The organism is Paraburkholderia bengalensis, assembly GCF_037126505.1.
Classification (GTDB): Bacteria; Pseudomonadota; Gammaproteobacteria; order Burkholderiales; family Burkholderiaceae; genus Paraburkholderia; species Paraburkholderia bengalensis.
This window is the reverse complement of sequence record NZ_JACFYJ010000235.1, coordinates 1-1,790: the sequence shown is the minus strand read 5'-3', so window position 1 is coordinate 1,790 and position 1,790 is coordinate 1. Positions and strand designations below refer to the sequence as shown.

Below are 1,790 nucleotides of genomic sequence, written 5' to 3'. Positions count from 1 at the left end.
TCGTGCTCGATCAGCAGGATCGTCTTGCCGTCCGCGCGGATCTTGTCGAGCAGCTTCGTCAGCTCGACCTTCTCCGTCGCGTTCATGCCGGCCGCCGGTTCGTCGAGCGCGAGCAGCTTCGGATCGGTGGCGAGCGCGCGCGCGATTTCCAGACGCCGCTGGTGACCATACGACAGATTGCGCGACGTGTAGTCGGCGTACTGCAGCACGCCGACGTAGTCGAGCAGTTCCAGCGCGCGCTCCTTGATCTCGCGCTCTTCCTGGCGCTCGGCGGGCGTCTGGAACACGGCGCCCAGCAGGCCGTGTTTCGTGCGCACGTGCCGGCCGACCATCACGTTTTCCAGCGCGGTCATGCCGCCGAACAGACGAATGTTCTGGAACGTGCGCGCGATGCCCGCCTTCGCCACCTGATAGACGGCCGTCGGCGTGTACGGCGTGCCGTCGAGCTTGAACTCGCCGGAGTCCGGCGTGTACAGACCGGTGATCACGTTGAAGAACGTGGTCTTGCCGGCGCCGTTCGGGCCGATCAGACCGTAGATGGTGCCTTCCTCGATCTGAAGGCCCACGTCCGAGAGCGCCTGCAGACCGCCGAAGCGCTTGTTCACGCCCTTCACGGACAGACGGATGGGTTTGTCACTCATGTTGGTTTCTCCTGTCTGCCGTTTAGGCACGCGCCGGCTTCTTGCCGTTGCGTTTCGCGATCCTCGCGATCTTGTCTTCGTGCTTCGGCGCGGGCCACAGGCCTTCCGAGCGGTACAGCATGATCAGCACCATTGCGAGTGCGTAGACAAGCTGACGGATCACTTCCGTATCGACGATCTCGTGACCGAACACCATGTTCTGCAGCGGCCCCATCGTCGAGCGCAGGAATTCCGGCAGCACGGCGAGCAGCACCGCGCCCAGAATCACGCCGGGAATGTGGCCCATGCCGCCCAGCACCACGCACGCCAGCACGACGATCGACTCCGGCAGCGTGAACGATTCCGGCGACACGAAGCCCTGGAACGCGCCGAACATCGCACCCGACAGGCCGCCGAACGACGCGCCCATCGCGAACGCCAGCAGCTTCACGTCGCGCGTGTTGATGCCCATTGCCTTCGCGGCGATTTCGTCTTCGCGGATCGCGGCCCATGCGCGGCCGATACGCGAGTGCTGCAGACGCGTACACACCCAGATCACGAACAGCGCGCACAGCACGAACACGTAGTAGTACGAGTACACCGACGGAATCTGCAGGCCGAAGAACGAGTGCGTCTGCGCGAGGCTGAAGTCGCCGACGTGAATCGGATCGATGCCCGTGATGCCCTTCGGGCCGTTGGTGATGTTCACGGGGCGGTCGAGGTTGTTCAGGAAGATCCGCACGATTTCCCCGAAGCCCAATGTCACGATGGCCAGGTAGTCGCCGCGCAGACGCAGCGTCGGTGCGCCGAGGATCACGCCGCAGATCGCCGCAATCGCCATCGCGCACGGCACGATGATCAGGAACGGTATGTGCAGGCCGCCCGGCGCGAGATGCGCGATCCATTCGAATTGCGACGACAGGTGCGGCGAACTCAGCAGCGCCGCCGTGTAGGCGCCCACCGCGTAGAACGCGATATAGCCCAGGTCCAGCAGGCCGGCGAAGCCGACCACCACGTTCAGGCCCAGCGCCAGCATCACGTACAGCATCGCGAAGTCGAGCACGCGGACCCAGTAGTTGCCGCCCGCCGTGCCGATGATGAAAGGCGCTGCGATCACGAACACGGCGGTGATGATGCCCACCGTCAGCGTCTTCGTCAGGTTCCGTTCTG

At 64.5% G+C, this 1,790-nt stretch carries 2 protein-coding genes; both read right to left on the bottom strand.

What is annotated here, in order from left to right; genetic code table 11:
- The coding region (locus H3V53_RS42930; protein ID WP_336603001.1) for an ABC transporter ATP-binding protein at window positions 1–641 on the bottom strand (641 nt) is incomplete at its 3' end.
- Window positions 642–663: 22 nt separating this feature from the next.
- A partial coding sequence (locus H3V53_RS42925; RefSeq protein WP_336603000.1) for an ABC transporter permease subunit occupies window positions 664–1,790 on the bottom strand: 1,127 nt, incomplete at its 5' end.